The organism is Pseudomonas sp. LBUM1662, from assembly GCF_059695915.1.
Genome location: NZ_CP166793.1, coordinates 3,456,065 through 3,476,573, shown reverse-complemented (window position 1 = coordinate 3,476,573; position 20,509 = coordinate 3,456,065). Strand labels below are relative to the sequence as shown.

The following is a 20,509-nucleotide window of genomic DNA, read 5'->3' as shown; positions in this document are numbered from 1 at the left end:
CGAACAAAGGCTTCCCATGAGTGAAGATGCACAAGATGTAGTACTCATCGTCGAGGATGACCCCTCGATCCTGATGGTATTGTCGGCTTACTTGTCGGGTGAGGGTTACCGCGTACTGCAGGCCGAAAACGGCGAGCAGGCCTTCGAAATACTGGCGAGCAAACCGCACCTGGACATGATGATCACTGACTTTCGCCTGCCTGGCGGGATCTCCGGCGTACAGATCGCCGAGCCTGCCGTGAAGCTGCGACCGGAACTCAAAGTGATTTTTATCAGCGGTTATCCGCAGGAAATCCGCGAGACCGACAGCCCGATCACGCGCAAGGCGCCGATCCTCGGCAAGCCGTTCGATCTCGATGTGTTGCAAGAATTGATGCAGGAAATGCTGTCCTGACGCGATACCTGTAGGAGCTGTCGAGTGCAACGAGGCTGCGATCTTTTGATCTTGTTTTTAAAAATCAAAGTCAAAAGATCGCAGCCTCGTTGCACTCGACAGCTCCTACCTACGGGGGCGTTGTTCAGAGGCGGATCATTTCCCGCACCTTGGCCGTCAACAGGTCGAAGGTGAACGGCTTGGTGATCATCTGCATGCCAGGGTCAAGGAAGCCGCCGCGTACCGCCGCGTGTTCGGCATAACCGGTGATGAACAACACTTTCAGATCAGGTCGGTACTGCCGACCGATTTCCGCCAATTGCCGGCCATTCATTCCAGGCAACCCGACGTCGCTGATCAACAGGTCGATACGTTGGCCGGAGTCGAGAATCGGCACCGCGCTGTCGGCATCGCCTGCTTCGACGAAGGCGTAGCCCAACTCACTCAATACCGCACTCACCAGCACACGCACCGCCGGATCGTCCTCGACGATCAGCACGGTTTCACCGTCTTGAGCGTAAGGCGCGTGGGCGATATCGATCAGCGTGTCCTCGATCACATCACCGTTGTAGCGCGGCAGATACAGGCTGACGGTGGTGCCGTTGCCCACTTCACTCTCGATGGTCACGTGGCCGTGGGACTGCTTGCTGAAACCGTAAATCATCGACAAGCCCAAACCGGTGCCTTGGCCGATCGGTTTGGTGGTGAAGAACGGATCAAAGGCCCGGCTGATGGTGCCTTCCGGCATGCCGCAGCCGGTGTCGGTCACGCGCAGCACAACGTAATCACCCGGTTGCAGGTTGCTGTGGACCTGGGTGAAGCGCTTGTCCAGATGTTGATTTGAAGTATTGACCACCAGTTTTCCGCCCTCGGGCATGGCGTCGCGGGCGTTCAGTACCAGGTTGAGGAGGGCGCTTTCAAGCTGATTGGGGTCGGCCTCGGCCACCCATAGGTCCTCGCTCAACTGCATGTCCAACTGAATACTTTCGTTGATGCTGCGCTGCAAGAGCTCGCCCATGGACACCACCAGGGTGTTCATTTCCACGGGTTTGGAATCCAGCGACTGGCGTCGGGAAAACGCCAATAGGCGATGAGTCAGACCCGCGGCGCGATTGGCGGAGGTCACCCCCAGATCGATCAGGCCGTCCAGGTCGTCGGTGCGCCCCCGGGCCAGGCGTCGACGCAGCAACTCAAGGCTGCCGATGATGCCGGTCAACATGTTATTGAAATCGTGGGCGATGCCGCCGGTGAGTTGGCCGACCGCTTCCATTTTCTGCGACTGTCTAAGGGCTTCTTCGTTGTGGCGCAGTTGGGCGGTACGCTCCTCGACTTGTTGCTCGAGGGTTTCCAGCGTGTTTTGCAGGCGCAGCTCGCTTTGACTCAGGTCGATCAACCGGTCCCTGGCTTCATACTGTCGTCGTCGCCCACGCAACGCGGTGGTGACCAGGCTGATCAGCGTGACCGGATGAAACGGACGCTCGAGGAAGGTAACGTTGCCCAGCTGCGGGCCGAGGCGCGATGCGGGGTTCTGTTCCGGGCCGCCGTGGTGGGTCAGCAGTACGATCGGCAAGTCTGACCAGGCCGGTTGTTCCTCGATCAGGTTCAGCAGCGGCTCGAGGTCACACCCGAGCAAGGCTTCCGAAGAAATCACCAGCAGGCCGGCACCTAATGCGATCTCGCTGCACAGCGTGACCAGATCCCGAGTCACCAGGCCTTCGAAACCCGCCTCGTTGAGCATCATCAGCGCGATCTGGCTGTCACGTCCCAGCGGCGCGAGAATGATCGCGCGCTCGGACATCGCTTCGAGCGCATTCACCGGCCATCATCCTGAAGGAGTGGCTGGCTGGCGCCCATATAGGTCGGCACGCCGCGCAACACACCCTGGAATGCATCCAAAGGTTCACCGATTGTCATGCCCGTGCTGCCGATGCGGTATTCGCGGATGGTCGATTCATGGCTGCCGGTGCGTTTCTTGATGATTGAAATGGCCCGGCGGACCTTGCCCAGGGCTTCGAAGTAACGCAACAGAATCACCGTGTCGGCCAGATAAGTAATGTCGACCGGCGCCTGCATGTCCCCGACCAGCCCGTGTTGGGCCACCGTCATGAACGTCGCGGCGCCTCGGCGATTGAGGTACAGCAGCAACTCGTGCATGTGCAGCACCAGCGCATTTTCCTCGGGCATCGCAGCCTGATAGCCGTTGATGCTGTCGATGACCACGGTTTTGATATTGCGCTCATCGACACAACGACGAACCCGGTGGGAGAACTCGCCGGGGGACAGTTCGGCGGCGTCTACTTGTTCGATCAGCAGGTTGCCGGTGTCTTGCAGCGCTTGCAGGTCGATGCCCATGTTTTTCATGCGTTCGAACAGCAGCCCCAGCTCTTCATCGAAGATAAACAGCGCGGCTTTTTCACCCCGGGCGACGGCGGCTGCAGCGAAGATCATCGAGATCAGCGACTTGCCGGTACCGGCCGGGCCGAGAATCAGCGTGCTGGAACCGGTCTCGATGCCGCCGCCGAGCAGGGCGTCCATTTCCTTGATGCCGCTGGTCAACTGCTGGCGGACGTAACCGCCACGGTGTTCAGCCGCGACCAGACGGGGGAATACGTGAACGCCGTCGCCCATGATGGTGAAGTCGTGATAACCGCCGCGGTACTTCTGACCGCGGTATTTCACGACGCGGATTCGCCGGCGTTCGGCGCCATAGTTGGGCGTCAGTTCTTCGAGGCGAATCACCCCGTGCGCCACACTGTGCACGGTTTTGTCGAGGGATTCGGTGGTCAGGTCATCGAGCAATAGCACGGTGGCGTCGTAGCGCACGAAATAGTGCTTGATTGCCAGGATTTGCCGGCGATAACGCAGCGAACTCTGGGCCAGCAGACGGATTTCGGAAAGGCTGTCGAGGACCACCCGGGTCGGCTTGACCCGTTCGACCACTTCGAAAATCTGCTTGGTCGCTTCGCCCAGCTCAAGGTCCGAGGAATACAGGAGGCTTTGCTGATGCTCGGCATTGAGCAGGCTTTCTGGCGGGGTCAGTTCGAAGATGTGGATGTTTTCATCCAGCTCCCAACCGTGGGACAAGGCCCCTTGGCGCAGTTCGCGCTCGGTTTCTGAAAGCGTGATGTACAACGAGCGCTCGCCGGCACGGGCACCGGCCAACAGAAAATGCAATGCGACGGTGGTTTTGCCGGTTCCGGGTTCACCCTCCAGCAAAAACACATGGCCGCGGGACAATCCACCGGCCAGGATGTCATCCAGACCTTCGATGCCGGTGGCGGCTTTTGCACTGAACAACTCGTTAGATGTAGACAAAAAAAACCCTCTCATGACTAGGGGAAGCGAGGCAGCAGGCCTGAAGTGCCTGAATGGACTGCCTGATCACTTGACCTTTTGCCGTGGCGACGGTTCAACCTTTTTGTTGGCGTTCCAGAGGGTGCCTTTACAAGCCTTGCTGCAACGCCGGGTCGTCCGGGTTGAGCTGTTCCAGCTGCGCCAGAAGGATCTGTACGTTCTGCAACTGGCCGCTTTCCTTCCAGTAATTGATCAGCAACACCCGCGCCTTGCGATCGGCCGGGTGGCGCTGGACGATTTCCTGCAACTGTTTTTGTGCCGCTTCCAGTTCTTGCTCGCCATGCAGTGTGGTCGCCAGGTCGTAGCGATAATCCTTGTTGTTCGGTTCGATCTCGACCGCTTTGGACAGACCGAGCAGGGCGAACTCACTTTGCCCGTGGTGCAGCAACCAGAGCCCCAAGGCATGTTGCAGGTAGGCTGAGTCGGGCTGGGCCTTCAACTGTTTCGCCAGCAATTGCCGCGCCGCGTCGCTTTGCCCTTGCCTGTCCAGGACTTCAATCTGCATCACCAGCGCCGGCAGATTGCCCGGACCCAGCTGCAGCGTGCGTTCCAGTGCCTGCTGCGCCTCTTTCAGTTCGGCGTTGTGCAGGTGCAGGCGAGCCAGTTGGTATTGGGTTTCGGCGCTGGCGGGTTGACTCTTCAGCACCTGTTCCCAGGCATCGATGGCTTGTTGCAACGGCCCGAAATACAACCCGAGGTCATCTGGCGACAGGCCCAGCAGGGCGTTGATCGCGGCAAACCGCACGCTTTGTTCGCTGTCATCGAGCAACGGCCCGATCAGCAAGCTGCGCTGCCCGCTGGGCACCAGTCCGCTGATGCTTTTTATCGCTGCAATGCGCACGTCGGCCGAGGGGTTTTGCAGGTCTGCGTCTGCCAGTTTCAGGGCTTGCGGGCTCGGGTAGTTAGGCAGTTCAGCATGTAACCAGACTCGGCGCTTGGCCGACAGGTCAGGGCGACCCAATTGCTGGTACAGAACCCGCGCGGCCCCCGGTTGCCCTGCGCGCGCCTGGGTCAACGCTTCGCTGTAACCGCGTTTGATGGCTTCCGGCACCACGGGTGTCGTGCTACGCAGGAAAAGCCAGGCAAGGGCGATGGCGAACAGGACACAGAGGCAGATGAGCAAGTAGCGGCGGGACTGGGGCATGCAGGAATCCGGGAGCTGGCGACTTTTGCAAAGCTGTCAGCTTCGGTCAGGTGGGCGTGTGAGTCAAACCCTGACTCAGTTCAATATCGGCGAATTTGCCTACAGGTCGCGTCGACATTGAAACCCGTCGAAGCGATGAAGCAGTGACTACGCTTGCTGGAGATGACTCGACGAGTGTTCCCATGCAACCGCTGCTCCAATACTTCAAGGCAATGCTCAACCCCGGACAAGGGGTGCTGTTGTTCGCCTTGAGAACCATCACGGCCGGGCTGCTGACGCTGTACCTGGCCTTCCTGTTCGACCTTGACCAGCCCAAGTGGTCGATCATGGCGGTGGTCATCGTCAGCCAGCCATTGGGTGGCATGGCCCTGGCCCGCAGTTTCGGCCAGGTCATCGGCACCACACTGGGTGCGGTCGTCGCGGTCTTGATCATGGCGATCTTTCCCCAGGCGCCGATGCCTTTCATTATTACGCTGGCCTTGTGGCTGGCGCTGTGTACCGCTGGCGGTACCTTGTTGCGCTACACAAGTTCCCAGGCCTTTGTGCTTAGTGGTTACACCGCGGTCGTGGTCGCGTTGCTGGCGGTGCCGGATCAGGACGGCACGTTCCTGCTGGCGGTCACCCGCGTCACCGAGACGCTGCTGGCGGTGGCCTGCGTCTGCGTCGTCAGCCTGCTGACCGCGCGCCCGGAGGCGGTGGCCCGGAGCTACTTCGCCAAGATCGATCAGGTCATCAAGCTGCTCGCGACCCATGCGGCGGCGGTGATTCGAACCGAGGAGAGTGAGGGTGATTTCCACCGCAGGCAGATGCAATTGCTGGGTGAAATCAGCGCGCTTGAGGGCTTGCGTCGGCATCTGTATTTCGACGCACCACGGTTGCGCAGCGCCAATGGCCTGGTGCAGCTGCTCGGCAATCAGCTGGTGCTGCTGACCTCTCGGCTGACGGCGTTGCGCCACCAACGCGAATTGCTGGCCGAGCGCTGGAAGGGCGATCTGCCCGAAGAGATCCAGCTGTTACGCGCCGAAGAACTGGACTTTCTCGACGAGCTGGCCGTGAAGGGACGCACGTTGTCGGCCGAGGCGCGGCACCATTTTTCGGCGCTGCAACAGCGCTTCGATGATCAGGCCTACAAGGCCGAACAACTTACCGAGACGATGCCTGCCACCCTGCGTTCCCTGGCCTGGGCATTGCGCTGGGAACAGGCGCGGATGCTGGAGCAACTGGGGCAGATTCTGGAGCTGAGCGACGCGATCCAGGATGGACGTGAAGCCAGTTGCGTGTTCCGCGGCCAGGAGAACCCGCTGCATCTGGATTTCACCTTGGCGGCGATGAACGCGATCCGGGCCTTTAGTGCGTTGCTGGTAGCCGGTCTGATCTGGATCGAGACCGCGTGGGACGGGGCCCGTGGCGGGATGATCGTGGTGGGGATTCTCTGTTCGCTGATGGCGACGTTTCCCCGACCGTTGCTGGCCGCCCAGAGTTTTGCCAGAGGGTTGGGCCTGGCCCTGGTGGTGTCGGCGTTCTATCTGTTCATGCTGGTACCGATGATCAGTGACTTTGAGTTGCTCGCGTTGTTGCTGGTGCCCTTGCTGTATGCCGTCGCGGTGGGGTTGTCCAGTCCGCCAACCACCGGCACAGGCATTGGACTGGGGCTGACGACCATGTTGTTGCTGGGCCCGCAAAACGCAGGCGTCGGCCAAAACACCGCCATTCTGTGGTTCGAGTTTGCCGGTGCGTATATCTGCGCCGCGGCACTGGCGCTCAGTGTCTATGCGTTGATCTTCCCGTTCAGGCCGGTTTTGCGGATGCGTCGACTGTTCAACGAAAACCGGGAGCAGGTCTACGCCTTGCTGAAGACGCCGGTCACCGATGAGCAACAGTTTGCCTTCGAAAGTCGCATGGTCGATCGCCTGACCATGATGCTGGGCCTGTTGCCAGCCACCCACGACAAGCAATCCGGCGAGCTGTTCGAAGTCAGCCTCGGGTGCATGGCACTGGGGGTGGCGTTGAACCAGCTCAGGCAGCAGGGACAAAGCAACACCTTGTTGAGTACCGACCAACAAAATCGTTTGCTGGCATCGGTCCGGGAGACCGGCAGGTTTGTCGCCGGACGACCCGGTATTGACGTTGACCGGCTGCTCGGACACATGCACACCTTGGGCGATGAAATGGACGACCTGCAGTTAGATGTTCATGAACACTTGTGGTCGGTGTTCCGGATGCGCGTAGCGCTGCTGATCGTCGTGTCGTTTCTGGAGCGTCATCGCAAACATTTCGAAGCCAAAGAACCGGAAGGAGTACCGGCCCTTGCCCATTGATCTGGAAATAGGTGGCGTCTACCTCCCGCCAATCGCCCAGGCCTTGCTGCTGGCCTTGCCGATTTTTTTGTTGCTGGACTGGATCCTGAGACGCATCGGCGTGCTGCGTTTCGTCTGGCATGAAGCCTTGTTCGAGGGCGCGTTGTATGCCTGCGTATGCGCAACGCTGATCCTGGTGATGGGAGCCTGATGCCTTGAAGAAGATCCTTGCCCGACTCGCGACTGTTGCAGTGGTGTTGCTGGCCTTCGTGCTTGGCTGGTTCGCCTGGGAACATTACACCCGCGCGCCCTGGACCCGGGATGCGCGGGTGCGCGCCGATGTGGTGACCTTGTCCGCGGATGTGTCGGGACGCATCGTCAGCCTCGGTGTTCAGGACAACCAGCATGTCGAGAAAGGTCAGTTGCTGCTGGAAATCGATCCCTCGCGTTACGCCCTGGCGGTGGAACATGCCAGGCGTTCCGTAGAAGTGGCGAAAGCTTCACTTGGGCAATCCGAAGCCACTATTGTCGCCAGTCAGGCGCAGCTTAAACAGCGTCAGAGCGAGGAGCGCCGTCGCCGTACACTCAAGGACCGCGCGGCGATTTCCGGCGAAGAGTGGGAAAAATCCAACACCGATGTCTCGGTGGCCCAGGCCGATTTGCTGCGCAACCAGGCCAATCTGATTCTGGCGCAGGCCAATGTGCAACTGGCCGCGGCAGCCTTGACTCAGTCTGAACTCGACTTGCAGCGCACCCGCGTCGAATCGCCCGTCACCGGTTTCGTCACCAACCTGCTGACCCGTCAGGGCGATTATGCAACGGCGGGTGGTGCACTACTGGCGCTGGTGGACAGCGATTCGTTTTATGTCAGTGGCTACTTTGAAGAAACCAAGTTGCCGCGGATCGAGGAGGGCGCCCGGGTCGACATCGAACTGATGAGTGGCGAACGTTTTGGCGGCACTGTGCAAAGCATCGCCTTCGCTATCGCCGACCGGGAAAACCTGCCCGGCGGCCGCTTGCTGGCCAACATCAACCCTAGTTACACCTGGGTCAAACTGGCGCAACGGGTGCCGGTGCGGATCCAGATCGATGCTGACTATGCCGCCAAGAACCGCTTGCGGGCCGGGACCACCGCCACAGTAACCATCCTGGAAAACCAAAGAACCCAAAACCAACGCTAATCCCCTTGTGGGAGCGGGCTTGCTCGCGAAGACGGCTGCACATTCAACATTCATGTCTGCGGACAGATCGCATTCGCGAGCAAGCCCGCTCCCACAGGGATTTGTGCCGCATTTTCGATCGAGCAAAAAAAAGCCCCGCGACCGAATGAGACGCGGGGCTAAAAAATTGGTTGGTTGCGGCCAACCAAAGGAGCTCTTTAAAAACTTACTGGCTGGCGACTGTCTCTGGTTGCCAGCCGCCGCCAAGGGCTTTGTAGATCGCGACAATGCCGCGATAAAGATCGGTTTCCGCAGAGGCCTGGGTGTCTTCGGCTGCCAGCCGCTCGCGTTGGGCATCCAGCAAAACGAGGAAGTCCACGGTGCCTTCGCGGTAGCGAATCTCGGCCAGGTCCGCAGCAGCCCGGCTCGCTTCGCTTTGACGAATCAGCGAAATCAGGCGTTGCTGACGTTTGCCGTAGTCACTGAACGCGTTCTCTGATTCTTCCAGCGCCAACAGCACTTGCTGCTCGTAGGTCGCCAGCGCGCCTTCGGCATCGGCATCGGCGCCGCGCAAACGGGCCCGCACGCTGCCCAGGTCAAACGCTGCCCAAGTGATGCTCGGGCCGAGTGTCCAGGCATTGGCTGCCGAAGAACCGATTTGCGAACCGCGCCCCGCGGTAAAGCCAAGGAAGCCGCTGAGGCTGACCCGAGGGAACAAATCAGCCTTGGCCACGCCGATACGGGCAGTGGCTGAAGCCAGTTTGCGCTCGGCGCTGAGGATGTCCGGACGACGTTGCAGCAATTCACCCGGATCACCGATCGGCAACGCTTTGGCAATCGCCGGCAAGTCTTTTGGACTCAGGTTGACGGACAGCTTGTCTGGACGTTCACCCAACAGGGTGGCGATACGGTTTTTCTGCCGAACCTGTTCAGCCTGCAGCTGCGGCACGCTGGCTTCGACCGAGGCGAGGCGTGCATCGGCACGCTCCACGTCCAGTTGATCGCCGACGCCGGCATCACGCAGGCTTTCGGTGATCTTGCGTGACTCCTGCTGGTTGTTCAGGTTGGCCAGAGCAATCTTTTCCCGCAGTTGTGCACCGCGCAGTTGACCGTAGGCGTCCACCAGTTCGGCAATCATGGTGACTTGCAGCTGGTACAGATCGGCTTCCAGCGCTTGCTGTTCGGCGTCGGCCGATTCCAGGTTGCGCTGGATACGGCCAAACAGGTCGATCTCCCACGCCATGTCCAGACCCAGATCGTAACGTTCGCTGTTGACCCGCTTGGTGGTCTGACCCGGAATCTGACCTTTACCCAGATCGCTGCTGGCGCGGCTGGTGATGGTCGGCATGGCGTCATTGCTGACGTCATCGCGAATCGCCCGGGCTGCTTTCCAGCGTGCGAAGGCTACGCGCAGATCACGGTTGCCTTGCAGCGATTGAGTCACCAACTGGTTGAGGGTCGGGTCTTCGAACTGCTGCCACCAGATGCCTTCGAAACGCGAGCGATCGAAGTTTTTCTGACCGGCAGCGCCATCGGTGGCGGTAGTGATGTTCGCCGGCTCAGTGGCTGGAGTCTTGTAGTCCGGGCCGACGGCACAGGCACTCAGGGCCAGTACCAGAAGGCTCGGCAGGAAGGCTTTCAGGCTCATTGTTGCGCCTCCAGTTGCTTGTCCAGTTTTAGCGCTTTGGCCGCTTTGCGTTTTTCACCGCGCTCCACAAAGTTACGAATCAATACGTAGAACACTGGCGTCAGCAACAGACCGAAGAAGGTCACCCCGAGCATCCCGGAGAACACGGCCACACCCATGGCGTGACGCATTTCGGCACCGGCACCGCTGGAGAACACCAGAGGCACAACACCCATGATGAACGCGAAGGAGGTCATCAGGATCGGCCGCAGACGCAAGCGGCAAGCTTCCAGCACCGCAGCGAGCGGGCTCATGCCTTCGTCCTGCTGTTTATCCTTGGCAAACTCGACGATAAGAATCGCGTTCTTACACGCAAGTCCCACCAGTACGATCAAGCCGATCTGGGTGAAGATGTTGTTGTCGCCTCCCGAAGCAATCACACCGATGATGGCCGACAACAGAGTCATCGGTACGATCAGGATCACCGCCAGTGGCAGGCTCCAGCTTTCGTATTGAGCCGCGAGTACCAGGAACGCCAGCAATACGCAGAGCGGGAACACGAACAGCGCGGTGTTGCCGGACAGAATCTGCTGGTAGGTCAGGTCGGTCCACTCGTAGGTCATGCCGTTCGGAAGTTCTTCCTTGAGCAGTTTCTCGATGGCTGTCTGAGCCTGGCCGGAGCTGTAGCCTGGGGCTGCCGCACCGTTGATTTCAGCGGTGATGAAGCCGTTGTAGTGCATCACGCGGTCCGGCCCCGAGGTGTCGCTGACCTTGATGAAGGTCGCCAGCGGGATCATCTCGCCTTTGTTGTTACGCACTTTCAGCTGACCGATCTGGTCCGGCTCGAGACGGAACTGTTGTTCAGCCTGAACGTTGACCTGATAGGTGCGACCGAAGCGGTTGAAGTCGTTGGCATACAACGAACCCAGGTAGATCTGCAGGGTGTCGAAGATGTCGCTGACGGCCACGCCGTGGGTCTTGGCTTTTTCCCGGTCGATGGCGGCATCGACCTGCGGCACGTTCACGGTGTAGCTGGTGAACAGGGCGGCCAGTTCAGGCACGTTGTGGCTCTTGGTGATGATGTTCATGGTTTCTTTGTACAGCTCGTCGTAACCCAGGTTGCCCCGGTCTTCGATCTGCAGTCGGAAACCACCAATGGTGCCCAGGCCTTGTACCGGCGGCGGCGGGAAGATCGCCATATAGGCTTCCTGAATCCCGGCGAACTGACCGTTCAAGGCACCGGCAATCGCACCGGCGGACATGCTCGGGTCTTTACGCTCGTCGAACGGTTTCAGGGTCACGAACACGATGCCCGCGTTAGGACTGTTGGTGAAACCGTTGATCGACAGGCCCGGGAAGGCCACGGCGCTTTCCACACCCGGCTGTTTCAGGGCCAGGTCAGACATGCGTTTGATCACGTCCTCGGTGCGGTCCAGGCTCGAAGCGTCCGGCAGTTGCGCGAAGGCCACCAGGTATTGCTTGTCCTGGCCGGGCACGAAACCGGTCGGGGTGTGGGCGAAACCAAAGAAGGTCAGCACCATCAGGCCTGCGTACAACAGCAGGGCAATACCGCTGCTGCGGATAACCCGGGCTACGGTGCCGACATAGCCATGGCTGGCGCGTTCGAAGAACCGGTTGAACGGACGGAACAGCCAACCGCCCAATAGTTTATCAAGCACTTTGGTAAAGCGATCTTTCGGCGAATCGTGGCTCTTGAGCAGTACGGCGGCCAGGGCAGGGGACAGTGTCAGCGAGTTGAATGCCGAGATCACGGTCGAGATGGCAATGGTCAGGGCAAACTGTTTGTAGAACTGGCCGGTGAGTCCGGAAATGAACGCCGCCGGGATAAATACCGCACACAGCACCAGCGCCGTCGCGATGATCGGCCCGGTCACCTCTCGCATAGCTTTCTTGGTGGCTTCTACGGGCGTTTCTCCCAGCTCGATGTGCCTCTCCACGTTCTCCACCACCACGATGGCGTCGTCCACCACGATACCGATGGCCAATACCAACCCGAACAGCGACAGGGCGTTCAGCGAGAAGCCGAACAAGTGCATCACGGCAAACGTACCGATCAGCGAAACCGGCACCGCCACCAAGGGAATGATCGAGGCACGCCAGGTTTGCAGGAACAGAATCACTACCAGAACCACGAGGATCAGTGCTTCGAAGAGGGTGTGGACCACCGCCTCGATGGAGCCGCGCACGAAGATCGTCGGGTCATAGACGATGCTGAAGTCCATGCCTTCCGGGAAGTTCTTCTTCAGTTCGGCCATCTTGTCGCGAACTTCGTTAGAGATCTCGATCGCATTGGAACCAGGGCGCTGGAAGATCGGGATCGCCACCGCAGGCTGGTTGTTCAGCAGCGAGCGCAGCGCGTATTGGCTGGAACCCAGCTCAACGCGAGCGATGTCTTTCAGACGCGTGATTTCACCGTTGTCGCCGGAGCGAATGATGATGTTCTCGAACTCTTCTTCAGAAACCAGACGGCCCTGAGTGTTGACCGACAGCTGGAACGCAGTGGCATTCGGCGCAGGCGGCGCACCCAATGCACCGGCAGCGACCTGGCGGTTCTGTTCACGAATCGCGGTCACCACATCGGTGGCGGTCAGGTTACGTGAAGCGGTCTTGTTCGGATCGAGCCAGACCCGCAACGAGTAGTCGCCCATACCGAACAGCTGCACGTCACCGACACCGCCCAGACGCGCCAGCTCATCCTTGATGTTGAGCAAGGCGTAGTTGGACAGGTAGAGCATGTCGTAACGTTTGTCCGGCGAGGTCAAGTGCACAACCATGGTCAGGTCGGGCGAGGCCTTGTCGACGGTGATACCGATGCGCGTCACTTCCTCTGGAAGTTTCGGCTCGGTCCGCGTCACACGGTTCTGAACCTGAACCTGTGCGTTGTCCAGGTCGGTGCCCAGGGCAAAGGTGATGGTCAGGGTGATTTTGCCGTCAGCGGTGGACTGCGAGGACATGTACAGCATGTTCTCGACGCCGGTGATGGCTTGCTCCAAGGGAGCGGCCACGGTTTCACCGATGACTTTCGGGTTGGCGCCGGGGAAGTTGGCACGGACCACAACGGTCGGCGGCACCACTTCCGGGTATTCGCTGATCGGCAACTGGAACAGCGAGATGGCACCGGCGATCAGGATCAGCAGCGAAAGCACCGCTGCGAAGATCGGCCGTGAAATGAAGAATTGGGAAAAATTCATCGGAGTTGTCGTCCCTTAACCGCGTGGAGTCGCAGCAGCCAGTTTCACAACCGAACCCGGCGCGACCTTGGCAGGTGCGACTTGGGGCAGGTTGCTGGCTTCCAGCGCTTGTCGTTGTTGTGCGAGAGCCGCGAGGGTTTGTTCGCTGGCCATCGGGATCACCTCAGGGGTGACCGGCGAGCCAGGGCGAACACGTTGCAGCCCCTTGACGATGACGGTGTCATCCTTGTTCAGACCGCTGCGCACGATGCGCAGACCTTCGATCTTCGGACCCAGCTCGACGGCGCGATAAGCCGTCTTGTTGTCGGCATCCATCACCAGCACGAATTTTTTGCCCAGATCGGTACCGACCGCTTCGTCGTTGATCAGCACGGCGGAGTAGGTGCCGCTGCCGACCAGTTTCAGACGGGCATACAGGCCGGGGGTGTATTGTCCGTCGGCATTATCAAAGACAGCGCGACCGCGGATGGTGCCGGTTTTCGGGTTGACCTGGTTGTCGACGAAGTTCATCACGCCTTGGTGCGGGTTGCCGTCTTCGTTGGACAGACCGAGGTAAACCGGGGTGGTTGCACCGCGTTTGCCCTGGCGAGCGAGTTGGGTGTATTTGAGGAACACACGTTCGTCGGCGTCGAAGTAGGCGTAGACCTTGTCGGTGGAAACGACGCTGGTCAGCGCGGTGGTGTCGGCGGTCACCAGGTTGCCGGCGGTGATTTCCGCACGGCTGACGCGGCCGCTGATGGGCGCGGTAACACGGGTGAAGCTCAGGTTCAGTTTGGCCAGGTCCAGTTGCGCCTGGATGGCGCCGACGGCAGCGCGGGCTTCCTGGGAAGCGCTGGTGCGCGAGTCAGCGAGTTCAGCAGAGATGGCGTTGCTCGTACGCAAGCGTTCGCCGCGCTGGGCTTCGTTTTCGCTGCGAGTGGCGTTGGCGCGACCCTGGGCGACCAGTGCTTCGAGGCGGCGGACCTCAGCCTGGAAGGGGCGTGGGTCAATCTGGAACAGCAAGTCACCTTTCTTGACCAGTGCGCCTTCAGTGAAGGCCACTTCATCAATCTGGCCGGAGACCCGCGGACGAATTTCTACGGTTTCTGGCGCTTCAAGGCGCCCGGTGAATTCGTCCCACTCGTTGACCGGTTGTTCCAGTACCTTGGCGACACTGACTTTGGCCGCGGGCATGGTAGCGGCAGACTCCGGAGCCTTGCCGCAGGCGCTCATCACCAGTACGGCCAACATGGCCAATGGGAAGCGCAAATGTTTGAGTGACTGTTCCATGGATGCATCCGCCAATGTATTGAGATGGGCGGATGATGAGCGGCGGGGTGGTATCGCACGAATCGAATGAAGCGAAGGTAACTATCATTCGGAATGATATAAGTTCGAAGCCAGCCCTCTAGCATGCGCCTTACATAAGAGGGCGATCAATTGGCTTGATGACAATTCTGTGTTGCGTGGAATGCAAAGGGTTGGCTTGAGACCGAGTCGCAGCGTTCGCGGGCAAGCCTCGCGCCTACAGGTTTTGTGTCGTGCGCACATTTTGTGAACAACACAGAACCTGTAGGAGCGAGGCTTGCCCGCGAAGAGGCCATCAGCCCCAATAAAAGATCAGGATCAAGCCAGGCTATCCGGATCCCCAAAGAACATCTGAATCCTGGACCGCAACCAACGCTCACCCGGGTCATTGTCCTGCGACCCACGCCACGCCATGTGCAATTCAAAGCTGCGCACCGGCAACGGCGGGTCTTCAGCCCGCACACCGCCAGCCGCCGTCAACGCATCGGCAGTGTAATCCGGCACCGTCGCGACAATATCGGTGCCGCTGAGGAGCGTGCTGAGTCCGTTGAACTGCGGCACGGCGAGCACCACATGCCGTTTGCGTCCGAGCTTTTCCAGTTCTTCATCTATAAAGCCGCTCAGGTCACCGGCAAAGGACACCAGTGCATGGGGGCGGGCGCAGAAGTCATCCAGGCTCAACGGCCCCGGCACCGTGTCGGCACGCAACAGCTTCGGCATGCTGCGACGCAGCACTTTGCGCTTGGCGTTGGCCGGCAGGTCGGCGGTGTAGCTGACGCCGATGGAGATCTCGCCCGAGGCCAGCAGGCTCGGCATCAGGATGTAGTTGGCCCGACGCACCACCAGCACGATCCCTGGCGATTCGGCACGCAAGCGCTTGAGCAGCATCGGCAACAACGCGAACTCGACATCGTCCGACAGCCCGATGCGGAACACCGCCGTACTGGTTGCCGGGTCGAATTCCGCCGCACGGCTGACGGCGGTGGAAATCGAATCCAGAGCCGGAGAGAGCAGGGCGAAGATTTCCACCGCGCGGGCGGACGGCTCCATGCTGCGCCCGGTGCGCACGAATAAAGGATCATCGAACAGCCCGCGCAGGCGCGAGAGCGCCGCACTGATGGCCGGCTGACCGAGGAACAATTTCTCCGCAGCACGGGTCACACTGCGTTCGTGCATCAATGTTTCAAAAACGATCAACAGGTTCAGGTCGACACGACGCAGGTCATTACGATTCATCTGGAGTCCTGGCAGAGTCATCAAGCTTGACGAGAGCGGCCATATGAGAACAATGGCCGGCATGAATATTACGGGGAAAGGCTGCTACTCTGCACCGAATAATTCAGTTTCCATGGAACGGCTGCTCCGGTTTTTCACGACAACCGTTGATCCTGTGGATGCTGCGGAATCAATGACAGGCATGTCGACTATTAATAGCCACTGATAGTCTTGGGTAGAAAGCCCAGATAGAGTTCAGGGCATTAGAGGTTTCTTTGACGAGGTTTGCGATGTCACGCACGATCCGTTTTCACAAGTTTGGTCCAGCCGAGGTGCTCAAATGCGAAGAGCATGCGGCAGCTCTCCCTGCTCCGGGCGAAGTGCAGGTGCGCGTCGAGGCGATTGGCATCAGCTGGTACGACATTCTCTGGCGCCAGAACCTGGCCTCATCCCACGCTCGTCTGCCTTCTGGCCTTGGCCATGAAATGTCCGGCGTCGTGACGGCGGTCGGTGAGGGCGTCGATGACCTGGCAGTCGGTGACAAGGTCGCCAGCTTCCCGGCTGAAAGCCCCAACGATTACCCGGTTTATGGTGAGCAGATCGTTCTGCCGCGCTCGGCACTGACCCGTTATCCGGATGTGCTCAGCCCGATCGAAGCCAGCGTGCATTACACGCCGCTGTTGATCGCCTACTTCGCTTATGTCGATCTGGCACGGGTCAAACCCGGGCAATTTGCCTTGGTGACTGACGCGAGCCACTGTGCCGGTCCTTCGTTTGTGCAATTGGGCAAGGCATTGGGTGTGCGGGTAATTGCCGCCACCAAGACCGCTGAAGAACGTGAATACCTGCTGTCGCTGGGTGCCGAAAAAGTTATCGTCACCGAGGAAGAAGATCTGCTCATGCGGATCAACAAAATCACCGACAACCGCGGCGTGGACGTGGTGTTCGATGGCCTCGGCGGCCCGCAGATGTCACTGCTCGGCGATGTGCTGGCGCCTCGTGGCAGCCTGGTGCTGTACGGTCTGCAAGGCGGTAACCAGACACCGTTCCCGGCCTGCGCAGCGTTCCAGAAGAACATTCAGTTCTTCGTTCACTGTATCGGCAACTTCACCGGCAAGCCGGAACTGGGCATCATCCAGGACCAGGTCGCCCTGCAACGCGCCTTGCGTGACATCAACCAGCTGACCGCTGACCGCGTGCTGCTGCCGCTCAAGACTCGGGTCTTCCCGTTTTCCGAGTTTGTCGAGGCGCACCGCTACATGGACGAATGCCCGTGTCGCGAACGGGTCGCCCTCCAGGTCGAGACGGCGTAACGTCTGCTGAAAAAAGTCCGTGCTTGCACGGACTTTTGCATTCTCCCTCCCAATGATGAGACGTCCCGTCAACCTGTGATGGGGCCGTTCAGCAACTGAACTGGTTTTTGCTCTCAATCTGTATCTTCTAATCACCCTGTAAGCCCCGATAATTGAATGATTACTTTCATCTCAAGGAATGAGCTATGGCTGGGTATTGGATAGATACTTTTCATTGCGCTCCGGCAATACAAACTCAACAAATAGCGCGCTATCGAACAATTGCCGAAAAATTAATGGCGACTTCTTTCTTTATTTCTCGTGCTACATGTCTGTGGGACGTTGTCAGATATTTCCTAGGACCCGTCGTGCGGTCGCAGGGCGCTTGCTCTGCGGGGCTTTGCAGCCATCGCAAGCGGATAGGGTCACAAGTAAGCTCGATTCATTTCAAATAATTACTAAAAACTAAGTGTTAGCATTTGATATCAATGCACAACACTTTATTCATGACAGACAGTCGTTTGCATAACGCATGCAGTTGTTTGCGTGACATCGAACCTATGCGTAACAGGTAAACAATGATGAGCCATACCCATGAACAGGCAATGAACTATGTTTATCAGCAAGTTTTGCAACGTTTGCTGAGTTTCTTCTCACGCGCCGAGCGCACGGCATTGCAGTTGATGATTCAGCGTCTCGTAGTGGCCGCGGGTGGCATGGAGCGTATCGGTGAATACAAAGTGCTGGCGATCCAGTCCGGAACCCGCGACAGTTGTTACACACTGGCACTGCTGCGTGCCGCGCAGCTGAGCATCGCCGGCCGGGCGCCTGCGACCTTCCAGCTGCGAGTGGCGACCTTGCGCACGAACGGGGCAAGCTCGACGGCCCTTGAAAACGTCCATCGCAGCTGCAGTGCATTGTTTCTCTACGATGATCCCCGCGTCGAAATGGTGATGGTCGATAACCGTGAAGTCCTGCCGTTCAGCCACCAAGCGCCGGTTTCCGAAGCCGGACGCGAGTCGAATCGTCTCAATCTCTTGATGGTTGGCCACCGGCGGAACTGGAACGGTCCGCTCGACCTGTGGGACGACGGCTACCTGGCAACGGGCGAGTTTTATGGGCAAATCTCCCGCTGGGAGCGGGGCGTCGATGCGTTGGTCAGCAGCGATTCACCTCGTCAGCAAAAGCAGTTTATGGATGGGTTGAACCGGGCGGCGCAAAAGGCCGGTCTCAAGGCATCCAATTGCCCTGACTCCGGTTATGAGGCGCTGTTCGCACGACTGGATGAACTGGGCAGCGATGGCTACCGCGAGTTTTATCCTGAACATAGCCAGGCCGAGTGGCGCCCGGCCGAATCATTTGAGGCATGCCGGCGCACGACCTTCATCGATATTCACGACATGCTGGTCAGCAACCTGGAAGATCGCTGGCCACTGCTCACCGACTTCCTCGGGTTTCAGCCTGACGAACTGGCCGCACAGCTTAGCGACAACGAATTCGTCAGCCTTTCGATTTGCGCGCACGTTCGGGGGCTGCAGGCTTGTTATGTTCACGGTCGCACGTATGAAGCAGGCGTTGCCGAATACGTGCAGCGGACCTTGGTGATGATGCGCCGCAAACAACTTCCCGAACGCTTTTGCGAGCAGGCAATGGAGATGTTCGGCAACCCCACGACAATGTCCGACCAGCGTGCACGAGCATCAACCGAGACCCAGAAAAGTCTCGGCTTGAGCGAGGCTCAGCTCGTTTGTTTGCTGTTCGCACCCTTTGTCGAGAATGGCGCCTCGCTTGAGCGTTTTTTACGCCAATGTCATCCCGGCATGCTTGTGGCGTTGCCCGATCTGCACCGGGCGATGCAAGGCAAACCGGCGCCCGAGCAGGTTCTGCAATGGATGGTCGACGTCAGCGGGCTGCCCGTCAGTTTGATCGGCACGCTTTACCGCATGGAGCCGGTGGCCAGGGGCGAGGCGCCTGGCCCGGAAATCGGCGATGCGGACGTGCAAACGTTGGACCTTGACGCGGGCGCCACTGCAAATGGCGAACGGTCAACGGGGCGTTGAGGGTGCCGGATTTTACCGCGTTCACCCGCAAGCGCCCCGTGCGTAGCATGTTCGGTCGTTACCCATGAAAGGACCACGCGAAACCGACTTCGCCTATCAGGCGGTCTACCGTTACCTGACTAACCTCATCAACGAACCGGTCAGCGACACGCGAGTCCGCCTCCCTTCATTGCGGCAGTTGGCGGACCGATTGAGCGTGTCGATTTCGACCATCCAGTACGCTTATTCGCTGCTGGAAAAGGAAGGGCGGGTTTACTCGGTCGCCAAATCCGGTTATTACGCGTTGCCCGTGTCCTCCATTCACCCGCTCAGCAGCGGCAATGATCTGCTCGAGACGGTTTATGTGAATGCCAGGCGTCCGGGAATGCTGGTGTTAAGCGCGGACGAACCGGCGTTGCTTCAGCCTCTGGACAGCCCGTTATTACTGCTCGAAAGAGAGCTGCTGCGTCAGTACCCGCGCCAGCCGCAAACGACTTCACAACCTTGCGGAGAACTGGAACTGCGCGCCGCCCTGGCCGCACGCTATACCTCCTCTCCGGCACGCTGCTGGCACGCCGATGACGTCTATATTGGCGCTGATTTGCGTGGCGTCCTGGAGATCCTGATCGCCGTGCTGTGTCTCAAAGACGCCACGGTCGTCGTCGAATCACCCTGTGACTGGACAATTCTGCGTTTGTTTCAGGACGCTGATGTCCAGGTCATCGAGCTGCCCCTGCAAGCCAATGGCAGCCTGGACCTTGAGCAGTTGACGCAATTGCTCGAGACCGAGCCGGTGCGGCTGGTCATGCTTTCATCCGGCCTCAACATGCCTCGTGGGAGCGTGGCCTCTCACAGCAACAGGCAGGCAACCGCTCAACTGCTGGAACGTCATGGCAGCTGGGTGCTGGAGAACGACTGTTACGGCGAACTCGAATTCGAGCCCGACGGCCTGCGGTTTCGCGATCTGCTGAACCCGGATCGGCTGATCGTCTTCTCCACTTTCGAAAAATCCATCGGGCCGGAGGCACCTTATGGCTATCTGCTCTCGCGGCAACTGAGCGTTGAATTGCAGCGGCACTTTTTGTTGCGTTCGTTCCGCTTGTCTCCGATTCGCCAGAAAGCCATTGCACGGCTATACAGCAATGGGCGAATCGATCAGCACTTACTGGTGTTGCGTCGGATGCTCAAGGACCGCAAGGCGCACATGACCCAACTGTTGCAGGAGCGTCTGGGCGATGCCTTGCACTTCGTCGAGCCCTTGGGCGGTGCTACGATTTGGGTGCGGTCTTTGCGTCAGGTCGATGTGCGTCGGGTGTTTCAGCGTCTGCTCAAGCATCAGGTAGTGATCGCACCCGGGGAATTGTTCAGCCTCCACGGTTTGCACGCGCAGCACTTGCGCCTGAGCCATACCTTTGGCGGCGACCACGACCTCGCGGCGGCCATGGGTTTGCTGGGTGATGCCTTGCGCCTGGAATCGATCGATTGAGCAGGGCCGGGGCGCCGGCGATT

General features: G+C 59.4%; 14 protein-coding genes. 7 read left to right on the top strand and 7 right to left on the bottom strand.

The window, feature by feature from the left end; translation table 11 throughout:
- Positions 1-16 precede the first annotated feature (16 nt).
- Positions 17-394, top strand: a complete 378-nt coding sequence (locus tag ACA049_RS15575; protein WP_059405185.1) for a response regulator — start codon at positions 17-19, stop codon at positions 392-394.
- Between the two features lie 124 nt (positions 395-518).
- On the opposite strand, the gene ACA049_RS15570 is transcribed toward ACA049_RS15575, so the two are convergent.
- The 3 genes from ACA049_RS15570 to ACA049_RS15560 form a co-directional block, all read right to left on the bottom strand.
- Positions 519-2,189: an ATP-binding protein gene (locus tag ACA049_RS15570; protein WP_497328213.1), complete on the bottom strand. Its 1,671-nt coding sequence runs from the start codon at positions 2,187-2,189 to the stop codon at positions 519-521.
- Positions 2,186-3,688 (bottom strand): ATPase domain-containing protein, encoded by a 1,503-nt coding sequence (locus ACA049_RS15565; RefSeq protein WP_497328211.1) that lies wholly within the window; start codon positions 3,686-3,688, stop codon positions 2,186-2,188. Before ACA049_RS15565 ends, ACA049_RS15570 begins: the two co-directional genes overlap by 4 nt.
- Before the next feature lie 127 nt (positions 3,689-3,815).
- Positions 3,816-4,871, bottom strand: coding sequence for a tetratricopeptide repeat protein (locus ACA049_RS15560; RefSeq protein WP_497328210.1), 1,056 nt, complete (start codon positions 4,869-4,871; stop codon positions 3,816-3,818).
- A 182-nt stretch (positions 4,872-5,053) separates the two neighbouring features.
- Between ACA049_RS15560 and ACA049_RS15555 the strand changes: the two genes are divergently transcribed.
- Genes ACA049_RS15555 through ACA049_RS15545 form a run of 3 tightly spaced genes read left to right on the top strand, consistent with a single transcriptional unit; the run spans position 5,054 to position 8,349 of the window.
- Entirely contained in the window at positions 5,054-7,189 is a 2,136-nt protein-coding gene (locus tag ACA049_RS15555) for an FUSC family protein (protein ID WP_497328208.1), read from the top strand.
- Positions 7,179-7,379: a DUF1656 domain-containing protein gene (locus ACA049_RS15550; protein WP_497328206.1), complete on the top strand. Its 201-nt coding sequence runs from the start codon at positions 7,179-7,181 to the stop codon at positions 7,377-7,379. Before ACA049_RS15555 ends, ACA049_RS15550 begins: the two co-directional genes overlap by 11 nt.
- A gap of 4 nt (positions 7,380-7,383) precedes the next feature.
- Positions 7,384-8,349, top strand: coding sequence for an HlyD family secretion protein (locus ACA049_RS15545; protein ID WP_497328204.1), 966 nt, complete (start codon positions 7,384-7,386; stop codon positions 8,347-8,349).
- 205 nt (positions 8,350-8,554) lie between these two features.
- On the opposite strand, the gene ACA049_RS15540 is transcribed toward ACA049_RS15545, so the two are convergent.
- From ACA049_RS15540 to ACA049_RS15525, 4 genes are all read right to left on the bottom strand, one after another.
- Positions 8,555-9,976: an efflux transporter outer membrane subunit gene (locus ACA049_RS15540; protein ID WP_497328203.1), complete on the bottom strand. Its 1,422-nt coding sequence runs from the start codon at positions 9,974-9,976 to the stop codon at positions 8,555-8,557.
- Entirely contained in the window at positions 9,973-13,167 is a 3,195-nt protein-coding gene (locus ACA049_RS15535; RefSeq protein WP_497328201.1) for an efflux RND transporter permease subunit, read from the bottom strand. Before ACA049_RS15535 ends, ACA049_RS15540 begins: the two co-directional genes overlap by 4 nt.
- A 15-nt stretch (positions 13,168-13,182) precedes the next feature.
- Positions 13,183-14,436: a multidrug efflux RND transporter periplasmic adaptor subunit MexE gene (gene mexE / locus ACA049_RS15530; RefSeq protein WP_438660113.1), complete on the bottom strand. Its 1,254-nt coding sequence runs from the start codon at positions 14,434-14,436 to the stop codon at positions 13,183-13,185.
- 336 nt (positions 14,437-14,772) lie between these two features.
- Positions 14,773-15,690: a LysR family transcriptional regulator gene (locus tag ACA049_RS15525; protein ID WP_008026287.1), complete on the bottom strand. Its 918-nt coding sequence runs from the start codon at positions 15,688-15,690 to the stop codon at positions 14,773-14,775.
- 269 nt (positions 15,691-15,959) lie between these two features.
- Here ACA049_RS15525 and ACA049_RS15520 point away from each other — a divergent pair, with 269 nt between their 5' ends.
- The 3 genes from ACA049_RS15520 to ACA049_RS15510 all read left to right on the top strand — a co-directional run bounded on the left by ACA049_RS15520 (position 15,960) and on the right by ACA049_RS15510 (position 20,486).
- Positions 15,960-16,982 carry a zinc-dependent alcohol dehydrogenase family protein gene (locus ACA049_RS15520; protein WP_497328199.1) on the top strand — a complete coding sequence of 341 codons (1,023 nt, stop codon included), beginning with the start codon at positions 15,960-15,962 and terminating at the stop codon, positions 16,980-16,982.
- Between the two features lie 560 nt (positions 16,983-17,542).
- Positions 17,543-19,021 (top strand): hypothetical protein, encoded by a 1,479-nt coding sequence (locus tag ACA049_RS15515; RefSeq protein ID WP_497328198.1) that lies wholly within the window; start codon positions 17,543-17,545, stop codon positions 19,019-19,021.
- Positions 19,022-19,085: 64 nt separating this feature from the next.
- A complete protein-coding gene (locus ACA049_RS15510) occupies positions 19,086-20,486 on the top strand; it encodes an aminotransferase-like domain-containing protein (protein WP_497328196.1) in 1,401 nt (466 codons plus the stop codon).
- Positions 20,487-20,509: the final 23 nt, after the last annotated feature.

Bases quoted from the DNA above. Each gene is read 5' to 3' on its own strand.
- ACA049_RS15575 (WP_059405185.1), top strand. From the start codon at position 17: ATGAGTGAAGATGCACAAGATGTAGTACTCATCGTCGAGGATGACCCC.
- ACA049_RS15560 (WP_497328210.1), bottom strand. From the start codon at position 4,871: ATGCCCCAGTCCCGCCGCTACTTGCTCATCTGCCTCTGTGTCCTGTTC.
- ACA049_RS15555 (WP_497328208.1), top strand. From the start codon at position 5,054: ATGCAACCGCTGCTCCAATACTTCAAGGCAATGCTCAACCCCGGACAA.
- ACA049_RS15540 (WP_497328203.1), bottom strand. From the start codon at position 9,976: ATGAGCCTGAAAGCCTTCCTGCCGAGCCTTCTGGTACTGGCCCTGAGT.
- ACA049_RS15535 (WP_497328201.1), bottom strand. From the start codon at position 13,167: ATGAATTTTTCCCAATTCTTCATTTCACGGCCGATCTTCGCAGCGGTG.
- mexE (WP_438660113.1), bottom strand. From the start codon at position 14,436: ATGGAACAGTCACTCAAACATTTGCGCTTCCCATTGGCCATGTTGGCC.
- ACA049_RS15525 (WP_008026287.1), bottom strand. From the start codon at position 15,690: ATGAATCGTAATGACCTGCGTCGTGTCGACCTGAACCTGTTGATCGTT.
- ACA049_RS15520 (WP_497328199.1), top strand. From the start codon at position 15,960: ATGTCACGCACGATCCGTTTTCACAAGTTTGGTCCAGCCGAGGTGCTC.
- ACA049_RS15515 (WP_497328198.1), top strand. From the start codon at position 17,543: ATGAGCCATACCCATGAACAGGCAATGAACTATGTTTATCAGCAAGTT.
- ACA049_RS15510 (WP_497328196.1), top strand. From the start codon at position 19,086: ATGAAAGGACCACGCGAAACCGACTTCGCCTATCAGGCGGTCTACCGT.